The organism is Haloarchaeobius ordinarius (assembly GCF_051801355.1).
Taxonomy (GTDB): domain Archaea; phylum Halobacteriota; class Halobacteria; order Halobacteriales; family Natrialbaceae; genus Haloarchaeobius.
The window spans coordinates 1,490,460-1,511,035 of record NZ_CP196560.1 but is presented as its reverse complement, the minus strand read 5'-3'; the positions used below and the strand labels follow the sequence as shown (position 1 = coordinate 1,511,035).

The following is a 20,576-nucleotide window of genomic DNA, read 5'->3' as shown; positions in this document are numbered from 1 at the left end:
CAAGGGCGGTACCATCCTTAGGGTGTCGGTTCCGGACGAGGACCGGTGACGCGGGACGCACCAGTACATAAAGAGTCCTGCCATTTCGAGTAAGGTTTTAAATATGATACGGGGGAACGAAAGGCCATGAGTGTGATTTCGGGTATCGACCTCAGCGACGACCGGTACCACATCAAACAGAGCCTCATCCGAAGCAGGTACACCGTCTCCGACGCGGCGGGGAACGCGGTGCTCAAGGCGAAGAAGAAACGGTTCAAACTGAAAGAGGAGTTCCCGTTCAAGACACCCGACGGAGAGAAGGTGTTCACCATCAAGGCTGGCGGCATCATGGACCACGCGGGCGACTACACCATCACCGACGAACGAACCGGTGAGGAGGTCGCCATCCTCGACAAGAACTTCACCTTCTTCCAGCACAAGTGGAAGGTCCGGGCACCGGACGGCCGGGTCCTCGCGAAGATAGAGGGGCAGGGGGCACTCCTCGAAGCGGCCCGCCACCACGTCCCCCTCATGGGCTTCCTGCCGCACGAGTACACCATCGAGTCGCCCGACGGCCGACCGATGGGCCACATCAAGGGCAAGCTCTCGCTGGCCGACCAGTACGAGGTGGAAGTCACCGACAGCGGCGATGCGCCGAAGGAAGCACTCGTCGTCGCCGGCATCGCCATCGACGCCCTCGAAGGGAACTGAAACCGGCTTCAGACGCCTTCCGGCCGCAACTGTAACACGACCTCACTCCCCTCCTCGGGATCGCCAAAGCGCACGTCGCCGCCGAGCGACCGCGCCACCCAGTTGACGACCCAGAGTCCGAGGCCGTCGCCGTGTTCCACTCGCGACACGTCGCGGTCGCCGGTGAGCAACGCCCGTTCGTGCTCGGGGATACCCGGACCGTCGTCTGCGACACTGACTTCGACGTACTCCGCCGTCCGTTCGACCGCCACCTCGACGGTCGGCCGTGCCTTCGGCGTGTGCTCGATGCTGTTCTCGACGAGGTTCTCGACCGCGAGGTCGAGGCGTTCGTCGGCGTAGGCGACACAGGTTTGGGGACTCGCGAACCGGATGGTCGCGTCGGTTTCGACCTCGCGGACCCGGTCGACGAGCGGCGCGATGCGCTCGGTTACGTCGATCGGTTCCGGCGTCAGGTCGGAGTCGCGTCTGACCACCTGTTCGAGCTGGTGGACCTTGTCCGCGAGCCGGGCCGCGTCCTCGGCCCGGTCGGTGACGCGCTCGATGAGCGCCAGCTGTCCCGCGTCGTCAAGCTCGCCTTCGAGTTCGCCGAGGTAGCCGATGACGACGCCCATGTCGGTCCGAAGGTTGTGCCGAAGGACGCGGTGGAGCACCTGCAGGTGGCGCTCGCGGTCGCGCTGGTCGGTGATGTCGGTGTAGATGCCGAACGCGTGGGTGTCGCGGTCACCCGCCCGGTAGGGGATACCACGGAAGAGGAAGAACCGCTCGCCGTCGGCGGTCTCGCGTCTGACCTCCGCCGAAGTCGGGGCTTCCTCCAGCGTCTGCCGGTCGAGTTCGCGCCCGCCCGCTTCGTCGCCGGCCGGCACGAGCACGTCGTTGACGGACGAGCCGACGACGTCGGCCGCGTCGTGGCCGAACACCCGCTCGAACGCCGGGTTGACGCCCTCGATGATGGGTTCACCGTCTTCGAACCGACTGTCCACGACCGGGTCGGGGATGTGCCGGAACAGCGACCGGAACCGGTCGCGCTCGTGTTCGAGGCGTTCTTCCGTCTCGACGAGGTCGGAGATGTCCCGAATCGCACCGATGGTCCCGCGGAACTCGCCGTCGTCCGTCGGGAGCAAGGAGAGCTCTATCTCGACGGGAATCGTCGACCCGTCGGCCCGAATCGCCTCGGTCCGGTAGGTCCGGTTTCCGGGGTCGTCCTCGGTCAGCATCTCGGTGATGACCCCGGTCCCCTTCTGGAGCCCGCTGGGCGTGAAGAACTTCGAGACGTGCTCGCCGACGATTTCGTCACGGTCGTAGCCCGCCGCGTCGACGATCTGCTGGCTGGCGAGGACGATTCGGCCCTCCGCGTCGAGGACGTACACCATCTCGCGGACGTTGTCGACGACCGTCTGGTAGAGTTCGAGCGCCTGCTCGCGGGCCGCCCGGCCGAACGCCGCGGAGGCGTTGGCCGCGAGTATCTCCGCGAGCTGGACGTCGGCGTCCTCCATCGCGCGGACGCTCTCGGCGGTGACTGCCATGACGCCGTGGTCGCCCAACGGGAAGTACATCGTCGCGTCCTCGGTGTCCTCGTGGACGGTCGGCTCGCCGGTCTGGAACACGGTGCCGACGGGGCCGTCGGTGACCCCGTAGCTCGCCACGTCCGACCCGGCCGCGAGCCGTAACACCTCCTCGTGGTCGTCGACCAGCCAGACGGCCGCGCTGTCGTAGTCGAGTATCTCGCTCGCCGCGTCGGCGACCACCGCCGCGATGTCGTCCGGTGCGCGCGTCGTCATGAGTTCTCGGGCCGTCGCGAGCAGACCCGAAAGCGTGCGCTCGTCCGGTCGGGTCGGGTCGTGTGCGTCCGCCAGTGCGTGAACCCGGTCGGCCAGACGCGCACCGGGGTCCTCCCAGATGGTCAGTGGAAGGTACTCGGTGATGGCCCCGCTCGCGACCGCGCTCGCCAGGTCGTCGTCGGGGGTCTCGGAGACCAGCACGCTCGGGACGTGTGGATGGGAGGTGGCGAGGCGTTCGAGCAGGACGAGCCCCGAGTTACCGTCGCGGGTCTGCGGACAGACGATGCAGTCCACCCGGACCGACGCGAGCAGGTCGGCTGCCTCGGCCCGGTCAGCCGCCTCGTGGACGCGGACTGCCGGTTGGTCGCGGAGCGGGGACTCCCCGGTCCCCCCCTGTATCCACAGCACCCCGGTTCGCGCACTCATTACGGTGTGTCACCCCAACGATAGGGGTGGGAGCACATGAAAGTGACTCCGATTCAGCGGTCCCGACTACCGATGTGGTCGATTCGTCGTGCGGTGGCGGGGGCACGACGCCGCGTCCGTGTCACACCTTCTCTGGCAGCCAGCCACCGTCGACCTCGACGTTCTCGCCACTGATGTAGTCCGACTCCTCGTCGAGGAAGAACAGCATGGCCTGCTCCATGTCGGCGTAGCTTGCGGGGCGCCCGCGTGGGAGTTCCTCGGGGAACTCGTCGGAGTTCTCGACGACGTACGGCGAGATGGCGTTGACCGTGATGCCGTCGTCCTGCGTGTCGGCCGCGAGCATCCGGGTGAACATCAGGACACTCGCTTTCGCCATGAAGTAGGGCGCGTTCTTGGGATTGACCATCCCTTTCTCGCTGGAGGCGTAGCCGACGTTGACGATGCGCCCGTAGCCCTGCTCGCGCATGGTCGGGAGGGCACGCCGGCAGGTGAGGAAGGTCGCATCGACGTTGGTCTGGAAGACGGTCTGCCAGGTGTCGTAGTCGATGTCGGTCCAGTGACGCGGCGCGAACGCGCCGACGTTGTTGACCAGCACGTCAACCGTGTCGAGGTCGGCTTCGACGGCGTCGAACATGGCTGTCACCTCGTCCGGGTCAGTCACGTCGGCCTGGACGGTCGTGACGGCGGGCGCACCGCGCTCGCGGGCGAGGTCGGCGACGGTCTCGGCCTCGTCACCGCTGGTCCGGTAGTGGACGGCGACGCTGGCACCACACCCGGCGATGGTCAACAGGAGTTCGCGACCGAGGCCCTTCGCACTGCCCGTGACGAGGGCAACCTGACCGGTGAGGTCGGGTCGAATCATGTCCTCGTGTTGGACGGGGATACACATAACCAGCCCTGCCGAGAAATTCATTCAGAATCGGGTAAATGCCCAGAATCTGTTACTGGCTCCGGTCCGACGGCTGTTCCATGTCCATCGAGACCATCGTACTGGGCGTCGGTCCGAGCGACGGTGACCAGACGGACCGCCTGACAGATTCGGTCGTCGAAATCGCAGCGCCGACCAGCGCATCGGTCGTCCTGACACACGCCTTCACCGAAAACGAGTACGAGAGCGCCCGCGACCGGCTGGACTTCGCACACCTTGGCGACGTGACCCCGGACGAAGTCGCTGCGCGGCACGCGACCATCCGCGACGTCGCAGAGACCGTCGACGCGGACCGGGTGTACGTTGCGGGGCGGAAACGCTCGCCGACCGGGAAGGCCGTCTTCGGGTCGACCGCACAGGAAGTGATGCTCTCGGCCCCCTGCCCGGTCACCTTCGTCCGGGATTAGCCCGCTCGCGCCACTCGCGTTCCTGCCGGCGCTCGGCGACGTGCCTGGCCCCGCCGGCGACGGTCGACCGGGTCCGCTCCTCGAACTCGATGACGTCACCGAGGAAACCGTCCTCGAACGTCTCCAGAACGTCGTACGACCAGCGGTCGCCCGCGTCGGGCGTCGGCCCCCGGTCGATGACCCCACGCGGGAGGTGCTGGTCCCGGAGTTCGTCCGCGAGGTCGGCGTGGCCGCTCTCGCGGAGGAGTTCCTCGGCGGCGTCGAGGTGGTCCATGGCGTGGCCGATGCCGTGGTGGAACTCGATGAGGTGGCCGTGGGCGCGTCGAAGCCACTCCAGAGCGAGTTCCGTCCGGTGTAGCGCCTCTATCTCGAAATCTGTCAGGTCTTTCGTGTCCATGTCCCGTGTAGTACCCCTACACGCCTGAGAGTGTCGCGCACACCCATAACGGGATATATCTGTGACGCGACTACTCAGGTATGGAGCACGAAATCCGAAACCGTCCCTCCTACGCACTGCTCGACGTCGACCTCGCCGCCGGCGAGTCCCTGATGGCAGAAGCCGGGGCGCTCGTCTCACACACAGATGGCATCGATATCTCGACCGCCCGCGGCGAAGGTGGCCTGTTCAAGAGCGTAAAGCGCTCCGTCCTCGGTGGCGAATCGTTCTTCCGCAACACCTACACCGCCGAGACGCCCGGTCACGTCACGCTCGCGCCGGCGCTTCCCGGTGACGTAGTCGCGCACGAACTGACCGGCGAGACCCTGTTCGTCCAGGCCGGGTCCTACCTCGCTTCGGCCCCGTCGCTCGACGTAGACACGAAGTTCGGCGGTGCGCGGTCGTTCCTCGGCGGCGAAGGCTTCTTCCTGCTCGAACTCACCGGCGAGGGACCGGTGTTCCTCTCCAGCTACGGTGCGGTCGAATCCGTCGACCTGGAAGCTGGCGAGCGCTACACCATCGACTCCGGGCACGTGGTCGCCTTCGAGGGGACGACGAGCTACGACGTCCGCCGCGTCGGCGGCCTGAAGTCCACGCTGTTCTCCGGTGAGGGCCTCGTCGTCGACTTCGAAGGCCCCGGGACCGTCTGGCTCCAGACCCGCAGCGAGGACGCCTTCCTCGCGTGGCTCATCCCGCGACTGCCGTCCCGGTCGGCAAACACCACCAACTGAGCCGGACGACGGACCCACCCCAGTCCCGTGCCAGCCACCCAGCGAGGCAATGACTGACGTACTCACTCGCGAGTAAATCTAACCAATTAAGTGCCCGCCCGCCCGTCTCACATCTACATGGCCACGTACGCGGGCGTCGACCTCGGCGCGACGAACGTCCGAGCCGTCGTCGGCGACGACGACGCGCGAATCATCGGCTCGTATCGCACGAAGACGCCACAGGGACCCACCGGCATCGACGTGACCGAGGCGGTCCTCGACACGCTCCGTCGCGCCTGCGCGGACGCCGGCGTGGAGCCGACCGAGGTGCTCGCGGCTGGCATCGGCGCAGCCGGACCACTCGACCTCGCCGAAGGGACACTCGAGACACCCCCGAACCTCCCCGACACCGTCGAGCGCGTCCCCCTGAGTGGGCCCATCGGGCAACTCATCGACTCCGACCGCGTCTACCTCCACAACGACACCAACGCCGGCTGTATCGGCCAGCGCTTCTTCGCCGAGCGCAACCCCGACGACATGGCGTACATCACCATCTCGTCGGGGATCGGCGCGGGCGTCTGCATCGACGGGAAGGTCGCGAGCGGCTGGGACGGCAACGCCGGCGAGGTCGGCCACTACGTCGTCGACCCACAGGGACGGCTCGCCTGTGGCTGTGGCAAACAAGGACACTGGGAAGCCTACTGTTCCGGGAACAACATTCCACGATACGCTCGACTCCTGGCCGACGACGACCCCGAGTTCGAAACCGCACTCCCGCTCGACGACCCCGACTTCTCCGCGAAAGACGTGTTCGAGTACGCAGCCGACGACGAGTTCGCCAGCCACGTCGTCGACCAGCTCGCCCACTGGAACGCCATCGGTGTCACCAACGTCGTCCACTCGTTCGCACCCATCGTCATCTACATCGGCGGCGCAGTCGCGCTCAACAACACCGAACTGGTGCTCGACCCCATCCGTGAACGCGTCGACGACATGGTGATGACGAACGTGCCCGACATCCAGCTGACGACGCTCGGCGACGACGTCGTCGTCAAAGGTGCACTGGCGAGCGCGCTGACGGCCGGAACCGGTGACCGGTCGAAACTTCGTCACTGACCGAACCAGCCGACCCGGCGTGTCCGTCCCGTCACCGACACGGCTGCGGTAGCCGTGGCACAGGATAACACAAACAATCACTTACATTCCGATATATTTTCCCCTGTACCAAACGCTCGTTGACGTATGCGACGTAGAGACGTCCTGCGAACCGGTGCTGGCGTGCTCGCGGCGAGCGCCGTCGGCTCCGTCGCGACCGCCCTCCCCGACGAATCGTACGCGCCGCTCGGCAGCGTCACTGTCGACGGAACCCAGGAAGTGACCGTCAGCGACGACGGCGAGACAGCGTTCGTCGCCAACGGCAGCGGCTTCACGGCCGTCGACGTGAGCGACCCGGCGAAGCCGACCGTCGTCGCCGAACAGCGCGACCTCCTCGCCGACGCGGAGAACGGCCCGATGCAGATGGTCGCCGACGTGAAGGTCGACGGTGACCGCCTCCTCGTGGTCGGGCCCAACAGCCCGAGCCGAGACAAACTCGTCAAGGCCGCCCTGCTGTACGACGTGTCCGACCCCGCGAACCCCGAACAGCTCGCCGTGAAGCAGGTCGACCACCCCATCCACAACTCCTTCCTCGCCGACGACCACGCCTACCTGACCCGGAGCGACTTCGACAGGGAGACCATGCGTCTCTTCGACGTCTCCGACGACAGCTTCACCGAAGTCAGTGAGTACGGCATCGTCGACTACGACGAGAAGTGGCAGGACGTCCACGGGTGGCTCCGTAGCCTCCACGACCTCTGGGTCCAGGGCGACTACGCCTACTTCGCCAACTGGGAAGCCGGGACGTTCATCGTCGACATCTCGGACAAGGAGAACCCCGAAGTGGTGTCGCGACTCGGCGGGCTCGATGCGTCGAAGCTCTCGCAGTTGAAACAGGCGGACTTCAGCCGTATCGGTATGCAGCCACCGGGCAACAACCACTACGTCACGGTCGACGAGGCAGCGGAAACGCTGTACGTCGGGGCCGAGTCGTGGGACCTGAACCCGGACGACGAGACCCGCGGCGCCTCCGGTATCGACGTCTGGGACATCAGCGACAAGGCCAACCCCCAGGAACTCACGACCATCCGAGCCCCCGGCTCGCCCGACGAGGGCTTCCAGGGGAAGTTCACTACCTCTCACAACTTCGACGTGCACGACGGTCGCCTCTACACCAGCTGGTACTACGGGGGCGTGATGATTCACGACGTCTCGGACCCGGCGAACCCCGAACGCATCGCCTGGTGGCGCGACCCCGAGTCCCAGATGTTCTGGGGCGCGAAGTTCGCAGGCGACCGCGACTTCTTCGTCGCCGGCAACATGGGTCCGGGACAGGACACCACGGGCGGCGTCGTGACGTTCCCCGACACCGCGGCCGAGATGGCGGACCCACCCGGCGTGTTCACCGCGCCGTCGAACGCGACCGTGGTCACCGAGAGCGACTGGCCCGACTACGTGGGCAAGCAGAAACAGACGAGCACCGCGACGACGACACAGCCCACCACGACCGACCAGACGACGGCACAGCCCACGACCAGCGACCCGCCGGAGACGACGAAGACCCCCACAGACACCGCCACTGACAGCGCTACCGACACTGCGACGGACACCGATTCGGGCGGCGACAGCGAGGGCAGCACGCCCGGCTTCGGCGTCCTCGCGACTATCGCCGGTCTCGGCCTCGGTGCCGCGCGATTCGTCGGGAACCGAGACTGAAGAGGCGACCACTTTATCCAGCCTCGGCCGATTGCCTCGGATATGCGACGCCGAGACGTCCTGCGAGCCGGTGCCGGCACACTCACCCTCCGACTCTTCGGCGGTACGGCGACCGGCCAACGCGGCCGTTCTTCCCGGACGGCCGCCCCGTACGAACCACTCGGGAGCGTCGACATCGATGGCGCAGCCGAGGCCGTCGTGAACGACGACGGGACGGTCGCCTACGTCGCCGCGGGCGACGGGTTCGCCACGGTCGACATCAGTGACCCGACCGCCCCGACCGTCCTCGCCGAGCGGCGGGGGCTCTCACCGGAGGGGACGGACCTGGAACTACAGTCCATCCTCGACGTGAAGTACGCGGACGACGTGCTCGTCGTTCCCGGGCCAGCACAGTCCGGCTCCCTCGAAGGGTTCTTCCTGTACGACGTCTCTGACCCCGTGACCCCCGAACGCCTCTCGTGGTACGAGATGCCGTTCGTCCTCCACAACGTCGACTTCGACGGCGAGTACGTCTACGTGACCGGGCTCAACGGGGCGCGGAACCCGCTCGGCATCGTCGACGTGACCGACCCGACCGACCCACAGCCGGCGAGCCGCTGGTCCCCCATCGACTACGGCCACGGCTGGGAGGCCTTCGAGTCGTTCCAGACGCTACACGACGTGTTCGTCCAGAACGACGTCGCGTACTGTGCGTACTGGGACGCCGGGGTGTTCATCGTCGACGTGAGCGACCGGACCGCCCCCGTGTTCGTCAGCCATCTCGGGGATTACACGCCCGCGGAGCTACAGGACCTGCCCCAGAGCGCCGGGCTAGAGCCGCCAGGGAACGCCCACTACGTCGCCGTGAACGACGACGCCACCATCCTGGCCGAGGGCGGCGAGTCCTGGGACCTCCAGTCCGGCGACGGCGACGGCGGCCCCTCGGGTATCGAACTGTTCGACATCACCGACCCGACGACCCCCGAGCCACGCTCGACCATCGAGCCGCCGAAGACGGCCGACGCCAGCTACAACTCGGGAACGTGGACGACCGCCCACAACTTCGAACTCACGGGTGACCGCCTGTACTCCTCGTGGTACCAGGGTGGTGTGATGATACACGACGTCTCGAACCCGACGAACCCCCAACGCATCGCCTGGTGGCGCGACCCCGAACGCCTCGCGTTCTGGACGGCCCGTCTCGCGGTCCCTGGTGAGTTCTTCGTTGGCTCGACCCACTCGGCTCCCCAGACGAATACGACCGGTCTGTACACCTTCCCCGACCGCGCAGGCGAACAGGCCGGCCCCTCCTCGCTGGTGGTCGCACCCGAGGCCGAGCTGCCGCCCCGGACGACCAGGACCAGCACGCCCGACCCGACGACGGTTCCGGGTACCGACCCGGCCGCGACCGGGACCGCTGGCGACGATACGACGCAGGGCGCTCCCGACGAGGCCATTCCAGGGTTCGGGCCTGTGGCGGCGCTGGTCGGTCTCGGACTCGGCGCAGTTGGATACAGCCGGCGGCAGCGGAACCAGCGAGACGACTGACAGCCGAAAATCAGTATCTATCACGGTTGTTCGGACAGATTTATTGTTCCACGGCAGTCACCCGGACCATGGACGAGTCCCCCTCTCGAATCGATAGACGAACACTGCTGCGCGCCGGTGCCGGTGCGGTCGCTCTCCCACTGCTCGGCAGCGTGGCTGCCAGTGCGACCGACGGCCAGGCCGGGTACGAACCGCTCGGCAGCATCGAGCTCCAGGGTGCCGCCGAGGCCGTGGTGAACGAGGACGGGACGGTCGCCTACGTCGCCGTCGGCTCCGGCTTCGTCTCCGTCGACATCTCCGACCCGACCGACCTCACCATCCTGAGCGATGCGGCCGCGACCCTCTCCGACCCGGACGGGACGGACGTGCAGGAAGTCCTCGACGTGAAGTACGAGGACGGAACGGTACTGGTTCCGACGGCGGCACAGAACGGCGGCCCCCGGGGAATCTTCGTGTTCGACGTGAGCGACCCCGCGAACCCCGAGCAGGTCGGTGAGTGGTTCGAGACGCCGAAGCACGGGAACCACAACTCCCACCTCGAAGACGGCGTCGCGTACCTCACCGGTGGGTACGCGCTGGACATCGTCGACGTCTCGTCGGCACCGTTCGAACGGCTCGCGACCTGGACTCCCGGCGACTGGAAGGCCGAGTGGGAGGAGATTCCACCGAACACGGTCCTGCACGACCTGTACGTCCAGAACGGCACGGCCTACTGTGCGTACTGGGACGCTGGCGTGTTCATCCTCGACGTGAGCGACCCCGCGAACCCCTCCTTCGTCGGCCGGAAGGGTGACTACACGCGCGACGAGCTGGACGACCTCAGCCGCGCGAAGTACCTCGAACCACTCGGTAACGACCACTACGTCACGGTGAACGACGACGCCAGCATCATGGTCGAAGGCGGCGAGTCCTGGGACACCAACCCGGACGACGACGAAGGCGGGCCCTCCGGCCTCGAACTCTTCGACATCAGCGACCCGGCGAATCCACAGAAGCTCTCGGCTATCGAGCCCCCGAACTCGGTGAGCAACACCTACCGGAACGGCACATGGACGACCGCACACAACTTCGAACTCAGTGGTGACCGACTCTACACCGGCTGGTACCAGGGTGGCGTGACCGTCCACGACGTCTCCGACCCGACGACCCCCGAGCGCATCGCGTGGTGGGCCGCCCCGGACAGCTACGCCTTCTGGACCGCCCGGACCGCCGTCGACGGCGAGTTCTTCGTGGCCTCCGGGCACGAGGTCGGGGGCGTCCGTTCCGAGGGGCTGGTGACGTTCCCGGACTCGGCGGGCGAGATGGCCGAGGTACCGACCGACGTGTGGTGGGGCGACGACCGCCCGGCGACGGCGACGCCGACCGCGACCGCCACCGTCAGGTCGGAACCGACCCCGACACCGACGAGGACGTCCACCACGACGGCGACGGCGACTGACACGACCAGCGGCGACGACGACGCGTCGACCAGCGCCACACCCGGCTTCGGTGTCCTGTCGGCGCTGGCGGCCGCAGGACTGGCCGGGGCGCGTCTGCTCCGCGGGCGCGAACGGGAGTAACCCGGTCCCTCACGGTCGTTCCTGCGGAATCGTGCGAACGAGACCCAAAGCTTTCTCACGTTCGGGCCGCCTACGTTTCGGTAATGAGTACCGACTCGTCCGACGGCGAGGGGGACACGCTGAAAGAGCGCCTCGAACGCTGGCTGGCCCGCGAGATGCCCATCATCCAGATGCACGGCGGGACGAGCGCCGTCCGCGAGGCAGACCCCGAAACCGGCGAGGTCGTCATCGAACTCGGTGGCGGGTGTAGCGGCTGCTCGGTGGCCGACATCACCACCGGGAACATCGAGGCAGAGCTGTACAAGTGGCCCGAGATTCAGGACGTGACGGTCCGGGTACCCGAGACGGGCGAGTCACTCGGCGTCGAACAGGCGGAGTCCATCATGGGTATCGACCGGACCGAAGGTGGCCGGGGCGACTGGGGCTCTTCGAACCCGGGCAAGGACCACTTCTGACAGCTTCGGGACTGTCGGCGGGTTGGCTGGACGAAGTAGCGAACAGGCAGCGACCGCTATGAGTGGTCGGGTTCTCCGCGACGGGCACGCTGCACGACCGTCCAGACCCGTCGCGGTCGCTGTGGTCAGAGCACACGGACGCTGGCCGCGCTATCGTACATAAAAGCGCACGTCGACCGCCGCGCCGCGCTGCACCGCGCCGCACCGCATCGCGGATTTCAGTCGCGCCCGAGCTTCTCCCGGCTGATCTTCACACCGGTCGGCGTGACGATGAGCTGGTCGTCGCCCTTCTGGACGATGTCACCGTCCACCTCCTGTGCGACCTGCCGGAGTTCGTCGATGATGTGGTCGACCGTCCGGTCTTCCGTGCGCAGTCGCGTGATGTCGGCGATGACGAGGTCACCGTCGTACACCGCGTCCTTGATGTCGATGGCGTCTGCCTGTCCACCGACCTCGGCGATGTGCACTTGCATCGCGGCCTCACCGGAGACGGTGTCGAAGTCGTCGAGATCGAGTTCGAGATAGTCCTCGGTGCTACGTGAGTTCGTCGAGCCGAGGATTTTGGTCATGAACCCCATAGAGCGAAAAGTCCGGCGGGACGGGTATAGTTCTTGCGTCGGACGCACAACATCCACATTACATATCAGATATAGCGACAACTTGGAAAAATTGTTTCACCAGCGGTAGTGATGACCTCACCTCCACCATTTGAGCCCCAGTTACCCTGTTTCTGTCCGGAACCACGCTACCGTGAGGTGCTCACCGCCGGGACTGACGAACACTCATAGAACCCCGAAGCATATCTTTACTGAGGTATCATGGACGTGAACCGGCGAGAGTTGCTCCGTTCCATCGCCGCAGGTGCAGTCGGGACGCAGGCGGTCGGAACAGCCGGAGCGACGGGGAAGACGGGGGAACTGGCGTTCGGCGAGTACATCGTGTCGTTCGCGGACGAAGCGGGCTACTCGAAGGCACTGGCGCTTGCGGCCTCGGTCCTCGACGAGATCGACTTCGGTGACCGAATCGGCGGTGCGATGCTCGGGAGGTTCCCGGAACAGGCACTCCGGGCGCTCGCGAAGCACCCGGCCGTCAAGTACGTCGAAGAGAACGGGCGGATGGAGGCAATCGGGGGCTCGATGCCCTGGGGAATCGAGCGTGTCGGCGCGCGGACCGCCCACGCCCTCGGTGAGACCGGCGGGTCGGTCCACGTCGCGGTGGTCGACACTGGTATCGATTCGGACCACCCGGACCTCCAGGCGAACCTCGGGTCGGGCAAGTCCTACATCCGCTGTCTCCCCTGTGGTGTCGACAACGCGTGTACCGAGACGTGGGACGACGACGTGGGACACGGAACGCACGTCGCGGGGACCATCGCCGCCGTCGCCAACGACAGGGGAGTCGTCGGCGTGGCCCCGTCCGTGACGCTGCACGCGGTGAAGGTCCTCAACTGCGAGGGCTGGGGGTTCTACTGGGACATCGGCCGTGGCATCAAGTACGCCGCGCGGCAGGGCTGGGACGTGGTGAACCTGAGCATCGGCGGTGCCGATTCGTCCTTCATCAGAGACGCCGTGGAGTTCGCCGCGAGCAAGGGCGTCGTCCTGGTTGGCGCGGCCGGCAACGACGGGCCCTGCTCTGACTGTGTCACCTATCCCGCAGCGTACCCTGAAGTCATCGGCGTGAGCGCGACGGATAGCGAGGATGGTCTGGCGGACTTCTCTGCGACGGGTTCGGGAGTCGACTTCGCCGCCCCGGGCGTGCGAGTGCACTCCACGGTCGCGGGGGGAGGCTACGGGTACTACAACGGCACGTCGATGGCGTGCCCGCACGTCACCGGCGCGATGGCAGTGTTGCTCGCCGCCGGGCACTCGCCAGCGTCGGCCGAACTCGCGCTCCAGCAGACCGCCGAAGACGTGGGGCTCGACTGGCTCGAGCAGGGGTTCGGACTGGTGAACGTCGACGGCGCACTCGGCATCGAAGGGAGCCTCGGCACGCCACCGACCGCGGCGACGAACCAGCCGACCAGAATCACGGAGACTGCAGCCAGACTCGCCGCGACGGTCACCGACCTCGGCAGTGCCGACTCGGTGACCGTCTCCTTCGAGTGGGGTGTCGCCGGCACAGAACTCGCGAGGACGACGCCGCGCGTGTCGGTGAGCGCCACGGAGACCGTCGAGTTGAGTATCACCGGGCTGGTCTCGGGGGAGACCTACGAGTACCGTGCAGTCGCCGAGGGCGACGGTGAGCGGTCGACTGGGGAGACCCGCTCTTTCACGACGGTCGTCGTGACGCCGGAACCACCCGCAGTCACGACCGACCTGCCGAGCGACGTGACCGCGACCAGCGCGACTCTCCACGGGACGCTCGACGCGGTCGGGACCGACGACGCGGTCGAGGTGTTCTTCCTCTACGGGCCGAACGGGAACCTCGGCCAGTCGTCGGAACGGCAGTCCCTCGACGCCGCGACAGCCTTCGCCATCCCCGTCACCGGGCTGTTGCCGGACACCCGCTACGACGTCGTCGCCGTCGCGTCCTGGTCGGATGGGGTGGTCTACGCCTGGGACGTCCACTCGTTCGGGACGACACGGTGAGCGCGAGCGAAACACCTCACGGACAGGTACTCACGAGCGGGTCTGTGAGGGCCTCTTGACCCATGCGACCCTCTGTCTAGGTGAACGACGATGTCAGGGGAGAGAACGAGGCGCCTGTCGACAGACGACGCCGAGACGACACTGAGTGACGCCGACGGAACGACACAGACCGCACAGCCGGTTCCGCCGCGGGTCGAAGGAGTCACGCTCGACGCCGTCCTGACCGACACCGAGACCGACGCACGGGCCATCGTGGTCTCGTGGAAGGCGACCGACGGCGACGGCGACCTGGAGACCGTCACCGTCTGCGTCGTCGGAGGCAACAGCCAGCGGACCGCCGTGACCGAACAGGTCGAAGGAGAGCTAGCGTCGGGGACGACCGCAGTCGGCGTCGGCGACGACGCGCGAACGACCCGGTCGGGCCGTGTCCTCGTCCGCGTGACCGCGCGGGACGAGACCGGGGCGACCGCGACGGCCATCCGGCCGGTGCGACTCGAAGACCCCCGGGTCTGAACGGAGTAGTACCGGCTGGCAGCGAACACGGACCGTTTTCATCTTCCCCCACTAAGCGGGGGTATGACCTTCAGTATCTGCGTGCGAGAGACGTACGAGGACGACGACGGCGACGAGCAGACCCGCTTCGGGGTCGCGGTGACCACCCGGTTGCCGGGTGTCGGCGCGCTGTGCCCCTGGGCTAGCGAGAACGGGGCCGTCTCGACGCAGAGCCTGACCAACGTCCGCCTCGGGCGGAAGGGCATCGAGTACCTGGACGACGGCCTCGCGGCCGCGGACGCCTTGCAGGGACTGCTCAACGCCGACGACAACGCGCCAGCCCGCCAACTGCACGGCGTCGGCCACGAGGGCGAGTTCGCGTTCACTGGCGACGAGTGCATGGACTGGGCCGGCGACCGCGTCGGCGAGAACTACACCGTCGCCGGGAACCTGCTCGTGGGCGAGGAAGTCGTCGATTCGGTCGCCGAAGCCTACGAGGCGAGCGACCGTGCCGAACCGCTGGCGAAACGTCTCGTCGACGCGCTCGCGGCGGGTCACGCCGAGGGTGGCGACAAGCGCGAGGACCTCACCATCCAGAGCGCGGCACTGCGCGTCGAGACCACCGAGGACCGCGACCCCGAACCGTACTACGACGACCTCCGGGTCGACGCGACCGAAACGCCCATCCCCGACCTGCGCGAGACCTACGAACTCGCCTGCGAAGGGTTCGAGGCGGCACTCGAGAAGTACGGCGATGCCTACGAAGACGACGACATGGACGCCGTCTCCGACGCCTGAGTCGTCGACAGCAGGCGCTGGTGCTCGGCGGTTCTGGGTCGGGAACGTGAAGATGGCGTCGCGAGCGCGACGCCGCAGAGGCACTGTGAGACCAGGGTGTTTCCCTGTCCTCGTATGGACCGACGGTCGCCGACCGGATGAGTTGGGTGCCTGATTCCTCAGGCAACCGGTGAGTCGGTCGCTCGTAGCACGTAGAATCGGGAGACAGCGGTCGATTCAGACCGAGAACTCGTAGAGGTCGTCGCCGACGTGATGGAGCGACTCGACGACCTTCCCCGAGTCGCCGACCATGTCGTCGCCGCTGGTGAGCGCGCGCCCGATGGCGAGCGTCTTCCCGTGGGTCTCCTCGACGATGACGACCAGGTCGCCCTCGGCGATGTCGTCGTCCGCCTCGACGATACCCGGGCGCATCACGTCCGCACCGCCGGAGACGAACGAGATAGCCCCGGCGTCGACCGTCACGACTCGCTTCGTCGCCTCGTGTGCGTTCGCGCCCGCGACGGTCAGGAACGGCTCGTCGTCGACGTAGCAGACGTACGGCTCGCCGTCGACCAGAACGAGGTCGAACTCGCTCCCGTCCAGTTCGACCAGTTCGTACGCGTCCCCGTCGAGGTCGACACCGAGCTGGTCCGCGATGGCGGATTCGACCTCGTTCACGTCGTCGCTGCGAAGGTGATGGCGTGACTTGACCTGCATACTCGGCCGGTCGGACGGAAGCCGCATAAACGACGCGCTCTCGATGGCACGAGCCGAATACGGGGACCCATGACTCACCGCGACAAGGGCTTTAACCCTCCCCTGCATCTGTGGATGTATGTGGGGTTCCCGGACAGACCGGGGGAACGAAACCGTCACGTGCATCTCGTGTGGCGAGGACGTCCCACGTCGAAACGCGCGAGAGTACGACAAGTATGGCAACCGCTGGGAGCGCACCGGCAAGGAGTTCGAGTTCCTCTGTAAACCCTGTTATCGCGCCGAGTGCCACCAGCCGCGAGACGAACTGGAATCGCTCCTCTGTGAGATAGATGCTACCGAACTGACACAGGAGGAGTTCCTGCAGACCTACGACCGGCTCGTTCAGGAGCGCTACGGCACCTCCGAACAGTAACACCCGAGGGGGAACTCACCCCGACACGTTTTCCTGCAGGCCGGTCGTAGGCCAGTGATATGAGTGATGATACGAGCGCGCAGGCCGCGGCCGGGACTGCAGAAGGCCAGGGCCCCGTCGAGATCGACGAGGAACTCGCGCGCCACCTCCAGAACAAGCGAGAGGAACTCTTCGAGAAGTTCGAGATTCGCGACGAGTTCCCCCAGGCGGTGATGGACGAGGCCGAAGAGCGGACCACAGACGTCCAACAGGAGATACAGGACGAGATAGACGAGCGCGAAGACCTCCGGGACCTGACGACGTGGACGACCGACCCGGTCGACGCCCAGGACTTCGACGACGCCATCTCCATCCGCGAGAACGAGGAGACGTACACGCTGTGGGTCCACATCGCCGACGTGAGCCACTACGTCCACCCCGAGAGTGCGATGTGGGCCGAGGCCGTCGAGCGCGGGAACACCGTCTACCTCCCCGCCTACACCATCCACATGCTCCCGCCGATGCTGGCCGAGACCGTCTGCTCGCTCGTCCCGAACGAGGACCGCCTCGCCCACACCGTCGAGATGGAACTGGACAAGGAGACGCTCAGCTACGACGAGATAGACATCTACAAGTCGGTCATCCACTCCGACGAGCGCCTGACCTACACCCAGACCGAGCGCCGCCTGGACGAACCCGACGCCGACCTCCACGACGAAATCTCGCTCGTGTTCGACGTCGCCGACCGGCTGCACGAACAGCGCAAGGAGGACGGCTCGCTCGTCCTGAATCCGCGCCGCGACCGCGCTCACACCATCATCGAGGAGTGCATGCTGAAGGCCAACAAGGCCGTCACGCACGTCCTCATGTGGAACCGCGGCGTCGAGGCGATGTACCGCGTTCACCCCCAGCCCACCCCCGACGAGTGGGACAAGGCCCTCGTCGAGATTCAGGAACTCGACGGCGTCTCCATCCCCGGAGACTCCTGGGACGACCCCCGCAAGGCCGTCAACGCGACCCTGGAGACCGCCCCCGAGCGCCAGCTCGGCAAGATACAGTGGGCCGTGATGAAGGTCATGCCCCGCGCGAAGTACATGTCCGACCCCTTCGGCGGCCACCACGCCCTGAACTTCGACATCTACGGGCACTTCACCTCGCCCATCCGCCGCCTCTCGGACCTCATCAACCACTACATCGTCTACACCAACGACGTGCCCGAGGACCTCGCTGCCCTCTGTTCGGCCGCATCCGACAAGCAGAAGGCCGCCGAACAGTGCGAACGCGAGTACAAGCAGTTCCTCCAGGAGGTCGGGCTCGACCCCAACGCCGTGAACAACCGTGGTATCGAGGTCCTCGAGGACGACGAAGACGAAGAGTAAGCCCACCGACACCGTTTTGCGCCCGTCTGGAGAACTGACAGGAAACACGATGCGACCCACCCGCACTTCCAGCACGGCCGTCCCGGTGATGCCGCCGTGAACTACGCCGTCTTCCTGTTCCTCGTACTGCTCATGTTCGTCGGTACCTTCTGGGTAGTCACCCGCGTCTACGAAACACGAACGGGAGGCCCGACTCCACAGTCAGCAAGTTCACCGACACCGACCACTGACGCGGTCCACACCGCCGCCGACACCGACGGGCTGACCGGGAGCACGACCGCTGGGACGAGCCTGACCCAGTCTCTGACCGACGCGTTTCACTGCCGGCTCCTCGCCGTGACCGAGGACGGACTCCGTGTCGCCGTCACCGACGACGAGCAGTCGGCTCGCTTCCTCGTCACCGGCTACGACGACGCAGACGAGGTGGCGATCGTCGCACCCGGTTCGTCGAAGCGGGGCTCTCCCGACGACCCAGTTTCGGCGTACGGCGCGTTCCCCGGACCGCCAGGGTACGCCACGGCGACGACAGTGACCGCCAGCGGCGACGACGTCGAATCGCCGTCCCCGGCGTGCGATGCCGACTGGCACGCCACCGCCCGCGACGCGCTCGAGTCCGGCTTCGAGCCCGTCTTCGACGTCCGAGACTGCCTCCCTGGTGCCGACTCGACGCGCGTCCGTTCCCTCCGCGACCGCTTCGACCACGCCCACGTCGGTGACTACCCCGACGGCCACCTCGTCGAAGTGACCGACGGCGACCGGCTCTTGCAGGTTCTCGTCTCACCCGACGACCCGCCGCGGGTCCCCGACCCTGGGACACGCGACGACGACGACCCCTGGCTCGACGACGCGCTCGAATACGCGGCCTGTATCGACGGCCCGGCCGCTCCCGATTCCGAGCGGGTCCACGAGCACGAGTGACGACGGCCTGAAACGTCGCGCGTCACGGATTTCTCGTCTCGAACCCTAGTCTCGTGCATGTACAGAGTAATCCTCCACGAAGGCCAGATCGAGTGCGACAGCTACGAGAAGATAGACCGTGGCATCGAGTGCTACATCGACGGCCAGTTCGCTGCGTTCGTCCCCTACGAGAACTGCTGTGCCGTCGTCGACGAGGAGGTGGTGGTGACCGACGAACGGTCGGTGTGGTAACCGTTCGTCGAAACACCGACCGATAGTGCGGGAGCGCCACCCGGCGCGAGTGTCAGGATAGAACCGATTTTCGCGGGCTGTGACCGCCGCCACGATTGCCGGTCAGCGGTCACTATCGATTCCCGTTACCTCGAACCGGGCACCGCCCGACTCCGCCTCCATGGCGCGAATCTGCCAGCCGTGTGCCTCCACGATACGAGCGACGATTCCGAGACCGAAGCCGGTCCCATCGGCGGTCGTCGTGTAGCCCGCGTCGAAAACCCGCTCCCGGTCGTCGGGTGAGATACCCACGCCGTCGTCGGCGACGTAGAACCCGTCCGCGAGCGGTCCGACCTCGACGGTCACCAGGGCCTCGGCGTGCTCGAGCGAGGACTGGCCGACAACTCGCTGCCCACGAGACCCCGTATCGCCGCTAGCTTCGCTGCCGGTTCGTGGAGCCGCGTGCTCTATGGCGTTCCGGAACAGGTTCTCGAAGACGTGTTGCAGGAATTTCGGTTCCGCACGAAACGAAACCGTTCCCGCTATGGCGAGCCTGCCCTGTTCGGTCGCGACCGTACCCCACGCACGATCGGCCACCTCCGCGAGGTCCACCCACTGCATGTCCTCCTCCGCCACAGCTCCGTACCGGGCGAGGGCCAGCGCGTCACCGAGCATGCCGTTCATGCGGTCGAGAGCCAGCCGAACCTTCTCGAGAGCGTCACTCGACCCGTAGTCGTCGGCCAGTAGCTCCGTGTAGATGGTCGCGACCGCGAGCGGGTTCCGGAGGTCGTGTGAGAGCAGTTCGGTGAGGTTCCGGAGATGAGTAGCCGTCCGTTCCAGTTTCCGCTCTGCGAGTTTCCGCTCCGTGATGTCCAGGTGCATCACGAGCACGTACGGTTCGCCGTCGTGCTCGAACCGACTGGCTCGCATCGTGAACCACTGTTCTTCCGTCGGAGAGGGACACGGGTACTCGAACGCGAAGACGTCCTTCGTCCCTCTCAGAACGGCCCGTATACCCGTCGCCACAGCACCCCCATCCTCGTCGTCGCTCGACTCGCAGACGTCCAGGTAGTTCACCGTGGTCGGCTCCAGTTCAGCATCGCGTTCGTCGGACCCTTCCAGTTCCCGCCACGCGCGGTTCGTGTAGACGATGGCCCCCTCTCGGTCCAAGATAGCGACCTGTGTAGGGAGCGCATCGAATCCCGCGAATGCGACCTCTCCGGAGATACCCATGTCCCGGTTACGGTGTGGAGTCGTATATACCAGAGCGTGAATTTGCTTTCATCTCAGTTCGAAGATGAGTAAACGACGATAGAACGGGACGTTTCGCGTCGTACCTGACTCTCGGTCGTGGGTACGCACGACTCGCGGTGTTCA

The 20,576-nt window shown here is 66.4% G+C and carries 21 protein-coding genes; 15 read left to right on the top strand and 6 right to left on the bottom strand.

Features of this window, described 5'->3' with window-relative positions; all coding sequences use genetic code 11:
* The first annotated feature begins 126 nt into the window (after positions 1-126).
* Positions 127-690, top strand: coding sequence for an LURP-one-related/scramblase family protein (locus tag ACSC1R_RS07895; protein ID WP_439028517.1), 564 nt, complete (start codon positions 127-129; stop codon positions 688-690).
* 8 nt (positions 691-698) lie between these two features.
* Here the strand turns inward: ACSC1R_RS07895 and ACSC1R_RS07890 are convergent, their stop codons facing one another.
* Together ACSC1R_RS07890 and ACSC1R_RS07885 are read right to left on the bottom strand one after the other, a co-directional pair.
* Complete coding sequence (locus tag ACSC1R_RS07890; protein WP_439028516.1) at positions 699-2,894, bottom strand: PAS domain S-box protein; 2,196 nt, start codon at positions 2,892-2,894, stop codon at positions 699-701.
* A 121-nt stretch (positions 2,895-3,015) separates the two neighbouring features.
* Positions 3,016-3,756 carry an SDR family NAD(P)-dependent oxidoreductase gene (locus tag ACSC1R_RS07885; RefSeq protein ID WP_439028515.1) on the bottom strand — a complete coding sequence of 247 codons (741 nt, stop codon included), beginning with the start codon at positions 3,754-3,756 and terminating at the stop codon, positions 3,016-3,018.
* Positions 3,757-3,863: 107 nt separating this feature from the next.
* On the opposite strand from ACSC1R_RS07885, the gene ACSC1R_RS07880 reads away from it, so the two are divergent.
* Entirely contained in the window at positions 3,864-4,229 is a 366-nt protein-coding gene (locus ACSC1R_RS07880) for a universal stress protein (protein ID WP_439028514.1), read from the top strand.
* On the opposite strand, the gene ACSC1R_RS07875 is transcribed toward ACSC1R_RS07880, so the two are convergent.
* Positions 4,210-4,626, bottom strand: coding sequence for a hypothetical protein (locus tag ACSC1R_RS07875; protein WP_439028513.1), 417 nt, complete (start codon positions 4,624-4,626; stop codon positions 4,210-4,212). The two genes, ACSC1R_RS07880 and ACSC1R_RS07875, sit on opposite strands and share 20 nt — an antisense overlap.
* Positions 4,627-4,706: 80 nt before the next feature.
* Here ACSC1R_RS07875 and ACSC1R_RS07870 point away from each other — a divergent pair, with 80 nt between their 5' ends.
* The 6 genes from ACSC1R_RS07870 to ACSC1R_RS07845 all read left to right on the top strand — a co-directional run bounded on the left by ACSC1R_RS07870 (position 4,707) and on the right by ACSC1R_RS07845 (position 11,727).
* Positions 4,707-5,396: a TIGR00266 family protein gene (locus ACSC1R_RS07870; RefSeq protein ID WP_439028512.1), complete on the top strand. Its 690-nt coding sequence runs from the start codon at positions 4,707-4,709 to the stop codon at positions 5,394-5,396.
* A 117-nt stretch (positions 5,397-5,513) separates the two neighbouring features.
* Positions 5,514-6,491, top strand: coding sequence for an ROK family protein (locus ACSC1R_RS07865; RefSeq protein ID WP_439028511.1), 978 nt, complete (start codon positions 5,514-5,516; stop codon positions 6,489-6,491).
* 126 nt (positions 6,492-6,617) lie between these two features.
* Positions 6,618-8,186 (top strand): LVIVD repeat-containing protein, encoded by a 1,569-nt coding sequence (locus tag ACSC1R_RS07860; RefSeq protein ID WP_439028510.1) that lies wholly within the window; start codon positions 6,618-6,620, stop codon positions 8,184-8,186.
* A gap of 42 nt (positions 8,187-8,228) precedes the next feature.
* Complete coding sequence (locus tag ACSC1R_RS07855) at positions 8,229-9,713, top strand: hypothetical protein (protein ID WP_439028509.1); 1,485 nt, start codon at positions 8,229-8,231, stop codon at positions 9,711-9,713.
* Between the two features lie 68 nt (positions 9,714-9,781).
* The gene (locus ACSC1R_RS07850) at positions 9,782-11,272 is read left to right on the top strand and encodes an LVIVD repeat-containing protein (RefSeq protein ID WP_439028508.1); all 1,491 of its coding nucleotides are present in this window, start codon (positions 9,782-9,784) and stop codon (positions 11,270-11,272) included.
* An 83-nt stretch (positions 11,273-11,355) separates the two neighbouring features.
* Entirely contained in the window at positions 11,356-11,727 is a 372-nt protein-coding gene (locus tag ACSC1R_RS07845) for a NifU family protein (RefSeq protein WP_439028507.1), read from the top strand.
* Between the two features lie 218 nt (positions 11,728-11,945).
* On the opposite strand, the gene ACSC1R_RS07840 is transcribed toward ACSC1R_RS07845, so the two are convergent.
* Positions 11,946-12,305, bottom strand: a complete 360-nt coding sequence (locus ACSC1R_RS07840) for a cell division protein SepF (RefSeq protein ID WP_439028506.1) — start codon at positions 12,303-12,305, stop codon at positions 11,946-11,948.
* 240 nt (positions 12,306-12,545) lie between these two features.
* Between ACSC1R_RS07840 and ACSC1R_RS07835 the strand changes: the two genes are divergently transcribed.
* The 3 genes from ACSC1R_RS07835 to ACSC1R_RS07825 all read left to right on the top strand — a co-directional run bounded on the left by ACSC1R_RS07835 (position 12,546) and on the right by ACSC1R_RS07825 (position 15,605).
* Positions 12,546-14,315, top strand: coding sequence for a S8 family serine peptidase (locus tag ACSC1R_RS07835; RefSeq protein WP_439028505.1), 1,770 nt, complete (start codon positions 12,546-12,548; stop codon positions 14,313-14,315).
* A gap of 90 nt (positions 14,316-14,405) precedes the next feature.
* Positions 14,406-14,828: a hypothetical protein gene (locus ACSC1R_RS07830; RefSeq protein WP_439028504.1), complete on the top strand. Its 423-nt coding sequence runs from the start codon at positions 14,406-14,408 to the stop codon at positions 14,826-14,828.
* A 63-nt stretch (positions 14,829-14,891) separates the two neighbouring features.
* Positions 14,892-15,605 carry a DUF1028 domain-containing protein gene (locus ACSC1R_RS07825; RefSeq protein ID WP_439028503.1) on the top strand — a complete coding sequence of 238 codons (714 nt, stop codon included), beginning with the start codon at positions 14,892-14,894 and terminating at the stop codon, positions 15,603-15,605.
* Positions 15,606-15,821: 216 nt separating this feature from the next.
* Here ACSC1R_RS07825 and ACSC1R_RS07820 read toward each other — a convergent pair whose 3' ends face one another.
* A complete protein-coding gene (locus tag ACSC1R_RS07820) occupies positions 15,822-16,301 on the bottom strand; it encodes an RNA-binding protein (RefSeq protein ID WP_439028502.1) in 480 nt (159 codons plus the stop codon).
* A 118-nt stretch (positions 16,302-16,419) separates the two neighbouring features.
* On the opposite strand from ACSC1R_RS07820, the gene ACSC1R_RS07815 reads away from it, so the two are divergent.
* The 4 genes from ACSC1R_RS07815 (at position 16,420) to ACSC1R_RS07800 (ending at position 19,220) form a co-directional block, all read left to right on the top strand.
* On the top strand, positions 16,420-16,713 hold the full coding sequence (locus ACSC1R_RS07815) for a DUF7562 family protein (protein WP_439028501.1): 294 nt from the start codon (positions 16,420-16,422) through the stop codon (positions 16,711-16,713).
* A gap of 59 nt (positions 16,714-16,772) precedes the next feature.
* Complete coding sequence (locus tag ACSC1R_RS07810) at positions 16,773-18,071, top strand: RNB domain-containing ribonuclease (protein ID WP_439028500.1); 1,299 nt, start codon at positions 16,773-16,775, stop codon at positions 18,069-18,071.
* Positions 18,072-18,167: 96 nt separating this feature from the next.
* On the top strand, positions 18,168-18,989 hold the full coding sequence (locus tag ACSC1R_RS07805; protein WP_439028499.1) for a hypothetical protein: 822 nt from the start codon (positions 18,168-18,170) through the stop codon (positions 18,987-18,989).
* 57 nt (positions 18,990-19,046) lie between these two features.
* The gene (locus tag ACSC1R_RS07800; RefSeq protein ID WP_439028498.1) at positions 19,047-19,220 is read left to right on the top strand and encodes a hypothetical protein; all 174 of its coding nucleotides are present in this window, start codon (positions 19,047-19,049) and stop codon (positions 19,218-19,220) included.
* Between the two features lie 102 nt (positions 19,221-19,322).
* Here the strand turns inward: ACSC1R_RS07800 and ACSC1R_RS07795 are convergent, their stop codons facing one another.
* Positions 19,323-20,432 (bottom strand): ATP-binding protein, encoded by a 1,110-nt coding sequence (locus ACSC1R_RS07795; protein ID WP_439028497.1) that lies wholly within the window; start codon positions 20,430-20,432, stop codon positions 19,323-19,325.
* Positions 20,433-20,576 lie beyond the last annotated feature (144 nt).